General features: G+C 38.5%; 3 protein-coding genes. All 3 read left to right on the plus strand.

Annotated elements, in window-relative coordinates; genetic code table 11:
• Positions 1 to 9 precede the first annotated feature (9 nt).
• Positions 10 to 1,449 (plus strand): KpsE/RkpR family capsule polysaccharide export protein, encoded by a 1,440-nt coding sequence (locus F557_RS0114400; RefSeq protein ID WP_019002923.1) that lies wholly within the window; start codon positions 10 to 12, stop codon positions 1,447 to 1,449.
• Positions 1,450 to 1,514: 65 nt separating this feature from the next.
• The gene (locus tag F557_RS0114405) at positions 1,515 to 3,233 is read left to right on the plus strand and encodes a polysaccharide biosynthesis/export family protein (RefSeq protein WP_169335211.1); all 1,719 of its coding nucleotides are present in this window, start codon (positions 1,515 to 1,517) and stop codon (positions 3,231 to 3,233) included.
• A 1,557-nt stretch (positions 3,234 to 4,790) separates the two neighbouring features.
• Positions 4,791 to 5,978: a capsular polysaccharide export protein, LipB/KpsS family gene (locus tag F557_RS20260; protein WP_019002925.1), complete on the plus strand. Its 1,188-nt coding sequence runs from the start codon at positions 4,791 to 4,793 to the stop codon at positions 5,976 to 5,978.
• Positions 5,979 to 6,320 lie beyond the last annotated feature (342 nt).

Genomic DNA, 6,320 nt, shown 5'->3' on the forward strand with positions numbered 1-6,320 from the left:
GATTTATTTATGGATAAAACCGTTGTTAGTAACAAGTGTGTCGATAATTCTGAATCAACAGATATTATCGCTGAAACAAATGAATGTCATAGTGATTTTTCTGATAGTTCAGCAGTCGCAAATGATAAGGGTAATCAAAATGATTACAATGAATTGCAGGTTAAATTGGAAAGTGCAATTTTATTAGCACATGGCCGTGAACAAAAAATTAAACGTCTTGAACAATTGGTTTTGGAGCTTCAGAATCGGCAAGTAAAATCTTCCTTTGATAATCAAGATGTAACAAATAGAACAGATTCTGATAATAATAAATCTTTAATACCAAACTCAAGCTTTATTAATGTTAGAAAAATTCTATTATTTCTTATAATTTGTCTACCCTCTTTACTTGTTTTTATATACTCTGTTTTTATCTACAATAATATGTATATTGCGTCTTCAACTTTTACTATTAAGTCTAATGGAAATGAAAAGATTTCAGATCTTTCATCTCAATTTGGCTTTTTTGGCGGTGGGGACAATAAGGATCTTTATACGGCATCTGCGTATATTCAATCTCTTGATATGTTTCGTGCCCTTGATGCTAAGTTAGATCTAATTAATCATTTTTCGGGTCATGATATAGTGTCATCTATGCCGAATAATCCTACACAATCTGATATAGAAAATTACTGGAAGAGCGTTGTTGAAGTGAAGCTTGATACTGAGAGTGAATTGATGAAGCTTCAGGTCAGATCGTATGAACCGTATTTTTCTCAGACGTTATCTCAGGGGATCCTCGATGAGCTTGAAAAATTCATAAATAATATGAATAACAAGATAACTCAGGATTCTATTAGGTTGGCAAGTATTGAGGTAGAAAAAGCAAAAAAAGATATTGAGACCATTTCTGATCGTATCAGACGTTTCCGGGATCAGAATACGTTCATAGATCCTAACAGTGAGGCTAGTAATCTCCTTTCGATTATTAACAATCTTGAAAATCTCATTACTCAGTCGAAGGCTGATCTTGCCCAAAAGAGAGCCTATCTCCGAGAAGATTCAGTTGATATTGTAAGTCTTAAGAACAAGATTTCTTCTTTGGAGCAGGAGGTTATATCGTTGAGGAGCAGGATTGCCCAGAACAAAGGTGTTACTTTAGATACTAGTGGCGATTCTGCGCTTGCTAATGTACTAACAAGGACGATGAGTGAGTTCGAACAATTAAAATTGGAGTATCAGTTTGCTCAAAAGGTTCTTGAAGCAGCATTAAATAATCTAGAAACAACAAGACAGCATTCTCTAAGTAAATCGAAGTACTTAGTTACTATTGATAATCCCAAGATTCCTGATGAATCTTTGTGGCCGAGACCTTTTCTTGCTACAATAGTCACATTTATTGTTACAATTTTTCTACTTAGTGCCATATCTCTTTTGATATCGGCTATTAAAGAACATTTGGGAATATAATGTATTTTTTTATGTCTAGTCACCCGAGGGGCAAACGTAATCTTCATTTTTTGCTGATGTCGTTTATGTTTTACGGTGCTATGTGTACTCCGGTTTTTGCTGCTAACAGTGTTGATCTTCCTCAGTCAATTAGCAAAATTGGAGAGCGCCCAAGTGTTGCAACTACTGATAGTAACGTAATCGGTAGTGCTAACAAAGGCCTCCCAGAGTTTGCTGATCCTAACTATAATCCTTTCAATCCTGATGGAACCTCCAAGCCCGCCTGGGCTCAAGGGGCCTATCAAACAGTGGAGTTCAACAAGCTGAAACCATTTGGTTACGAGCTATTTCAGGGAAATTTTGCAAATACATTCCAGACGGACATCAATCCTAATTACAGGGTTTCTCCCGGAGATCGGATTGTGGTCAAAATGTGGGGAGCTAAGCAGTATGAGGATGTACTTACTGTAGATATTCAGGGAAATATTTTTATTCCGGAAATCGGGCCTGTTTATGTTCAAGGATGCAGTTACTCATCTTTGGGAGGTACGATAAAGTCAGCTATCGGCAGGGTATTTACCAGCAATGTTGAGCTCTATGTAAATCTGCAGAGCTCCCAGCCTGTAGCAGTGTTTGTTACCGGAGCTGTCAATAACCCGGGCCGCTACGCCGGAAGTCAGAACGATAACATTCTGTCTTATATTGACAGAGCTGGGGGTATCAATTCGCAGACTGGAAGCTATCGGGAGATTCTTATAAAAAGAAAAGGGGGTATTGTAAAGAGAATCGACCTTTACCGGTTTATTACTCAGGGCGAGCTCCCGGAGCTTATTCTCGAAAACAACGATGTAATTCTGGTTAATAATAAACAGATCGCTGTGAGTGCCTATGGTCTTATTAAAAAACCGGCCTCCTATGAATTTTTGAAAGATTCTTGTACTGGAAGTGATCTTTTAGCGCTTTCCGGTGTTGAAGCTAATGTGACCCATGTGCAGGTTAGTGGTATTGTTAATGGAAAAAACTTCAACAGATACCTGTCTTTGGAGGATTTTCGAAACTATCGTTTTCATCCGGATGATCGGGTGATGTTTGTTTCCGACAGCCAGAACAATACTCTGGTAGCAAGTGTTATTGGTCCTATTACCGGAAAATCCCGCTACATAGTAGCCAAGGGAACTCATCTTAAAGAGGTTTTGGCCAATATAAGCGTGGATCCTGCCGTGGCCGATACCGGTTCCGTTTATGTAAAACGCAAAAGTGTGGCAGAACAGCAGAAGATAATTATCAATGATGCTCTTAAGAGACTGGAGCAGGCCGCTTTAACTGCAGAATCAGGTTCGGTGGACGAAGCCAATATCCGGGTTAAGGAAGCGGAGCTTATTCAGGATTTTGTTAAAAGAGCCCAGTCTGTTCAGCCTGACGGCATCATTGTGGTTTCCTCCAATGGCAGAGTAAGAGACCTGCTTTTGGAAGATGAGGATCAGATAGTAATTCCCCAGAAATCCAATGTAATCCAGATCGGCGGGGAAGTTCTGATGCCCAAGGCTGTTGTTTATGATGAAAACTACACAGTGCTTGATTATATTAACGAAACCGGGGGTTTTTCGGAAAGAGCGGACGAGGATAATATTCTCATTGTTCATCCCAATGGTCAGGTGGCACGGGCAAAGGATCTGGCAATTGTTCCTGGTTCTAGGATTATCGTGATGCCAGAGGTTGACAGTAAGAGTATGCAGTTTGCAAAAGATGTTATGCAAGTTATTTACCAGATTGCCGTGGCGACCAAGATTGCGGTGGGGTTATAGGAAAAGCGGTCAGAGGTCTAGCATTAAAAAAACAAATACTATTACAGTTTCCCTGGTTGTTACGCTATATAACCGCGGAATTTGTTCCTCGTGCTATCCAATTCCTGAAGGCATAGGCTATTAAGGACATTGTGGACTATGAAATTACGGCATTTTCGGTATTGTCTGTAACGATGTTGGAGAGGAGGAGGGGAGTGACCACTTTTGTGTTTATGAATTGGGTATTTCTCTGCTACGTAATAATGGCGTGAAATATTCTTTTTGATGGTTAATATATCACCATTGGGCGGGGATAATGTGGTTTTACTTCCCTTGTTGCTGATCTTATCTCTTTTTCTTTCTTGGTATTGTTTTAATTATTAAGAGAATTAAAAGAATTGTATTATTATTATTTTTGTGTGTGAAGAATAGGTGCTCTTTTAGATAAATATTTGACATTACTTCAGTTTAAACAAATTCTCTAAAAGAAAACGATTATAATGTGTTTATTTAGTTGCTATTTACGCACCTTTGAACAATTATTTCAATTGTGTCCATATGTCCAGGAAGTAGTCTTGTGGTGGTAATGTAGTGATATTTCTTGAGGAAGATGATTAAGATTCGAACTAAGATACTTTCTTTATAGTAAATTCAGATTATTTAATCTGAAGACTAATATTTGATGCGGCTACGTGAGGAAAGACGGTTTGACCAATGTTGGTAACTTAGAGGATTCCAGTTTTTCCTATTATGGAATCAATTTTAGAGAATGTTTTTTGTTTGTGCTATGGAATTGTGAGTTTTATTAATACAATTCATGATGTTAAGTTGGTAAACGATAGTTTTTATTATGAATACGACAAAATTTATTTCAATTGTATGTTTCTTATGGTTGAGTGTTAGCGGATGTAGTACATCTACAAGAGTATCTGCCCACAATAACGATAATCTAGTAGCTGACCACCAAAATACTGTAGATGAGATTGAATGTGTGAATCTCAATACGTGTTCTCTTCTTGAAAAGTATGTAAATGCATTGGGACAAAACTGCCGAACAGTACAAACTCAAGGGGGAGATTTTCAGAAGTATTGTAAATCTTCAGTAAATTCTGCTTACTGGGAGCATATCAGGGTTTTATAATCTAATTTTTCGTTTTTACAGGGTATCTATAATTCGATTGTTTTATTGAGTTGATAATTCTCCTTTGAAAACTATATCCGTGGATAAAAGTTATTCATTAATTAACGGATGTGATGAATATATATGAGTGGTATGCAAAACGTCATAAAATTTCATTTTTTCCAAAAGTTGATAGCTTTTTAAATATTTTGTTATATCTGTTTTAAAATTGGAATGGTCTTTTGTGCCTGATGTTTTATTATTTTTGTAAAGTTGCTGATATTATAAATTTTTTGTCCGGTGAGATACGTCAATTAAACAGTTGAGAATTCAGTATTCTTGTTTCCTCTGTGTTTTCATCAGTGCAAACACAGAGAGTTGAATCCATATTTCAAATTGTAACAATATCATTCATACCTCTCTTTCTGGGTTCAGAAGATAAGATCACTCCTATTATTATGACCAAAGTAACTTTTATAAAAACCACCATTTGGAAGCGGATAGTGCTACCGGCATTTTTTAAAGATTGTAAAGTCAGGTTTGTCGGAATTAAAAAACTTAGACACGAGATGGTTTCGGGAAAAGATCTTCCTAAGACTAATAATGACGAAATTGTGGCATTCTGGTCTGCCAGTGAAGTTTCCAATCCTGAGTTGAACAAGCTTGCCTTAGATTTGAGATCTCAGGGCATCAAGGTTATTAGAATTGAGGATGCTTTTATTCGTTCTAATGGTCTTGGTTGTAATTTTTTTTATCCTTATTCACTTTCAATTGATCGTGCTGGTATCTATTACGATCCATCTCGACCATCGGACTTGGAAAATATTCTCATCGGTCTTAGAAAGCGTTCCGACTATTTGCGACTCCGTGTACGTGCAGAAAATCTTCGTCAATCCGTTATGGAGTACGGTGTAACCAAATACCACACAGGAAGTCATGCTAAACCAGTGCCGGAAGTAGCTGCCATTCTTCGGGACAATCCCGGTAAATTTAATAGGGTGATTTTTATTCCCGCTCAGGTTGATAAGGATGCTTCTGTAATCAAAGGCGGCTTAGGATACAATACGTACTCTCTCATTTGCAGAGTACGGAAGGATAATCCTCATGCTCTTCTTATTGTAAAAATTCATCCGGATGTTTTGATTGGCCTTCGTGGTGGGTTATTGGGAATAAATGACCTTGCAAGCTCTGTCGATTTTTTATGTACTGACAGATATACCTCCCTGGATCTGATAGAGATTGCAGATGAGGTTCACACAATTAGTTCTCTCACTGGATTTGAAGCATTGATACGGGGAAAAAAGGTGGTCTGCTACGGCATGCCTTTCTATGCCGGTTATGGACTTACCCAGGATGTCAGTACTGAGGATGGCAATGGTATCGCGGTTCAAGCTTGTAAACGCCGAAAAGTTGCAAATTTAGATATTACTGATCTCGTTATTGGATCTCTGATCCTTTATCCTAGGTATTTTAACTGGGATACTGGTTGTGTAGCCTCCGCGGAGGAAATCATTGCTGTTCTGCACAATCATCCAGAAGGAACTCGGCAGAACAGGATTCTCCTGATCAGGAGTAAACTGTATCGTCAAATTCGTAAGTTATACACTTTGATACTTAAGATGTTCGGGCGAATTTCTTCAGAATAATTCTGTGGTATCAGTAGGGAATGCTGAATCATTGAATTAATGTTTTACAATGTTGATATTTTTATTATGAAAGAAAGCTCCCCGGCGGACAAACGAAAGCGACGGCCCTTAAGCCGCATTCGGAACGCTGCATGCCCTGGAATGGAGTGGCGGCCCGGATCTCTTCGGTAAGATCCGTTCCGGCTCCCGTTAAGTTGGCTGGGTCATGCTGACGCTGGCACAGATCACTTTGCCCTGATTGCTGGTTTCGCTCTGCACACACAGACCTTCAGTAATTTTGGCTCTGGAGATGGCGCGTTTGACCTGATCCATCCGGAATTTTGCCAACGACTGATCGTTCGG

It is taken from the genome of Succinimonas amylolytica DSM 2873 (genome assembly GCF_000378405.1).
Lineage (GTDB): Bacteria > Pseudomonadota > Gammaproteobacteria > Enterobacterales > Succinivibrionaceae > Succinimonas > Succinimonas amylolytica.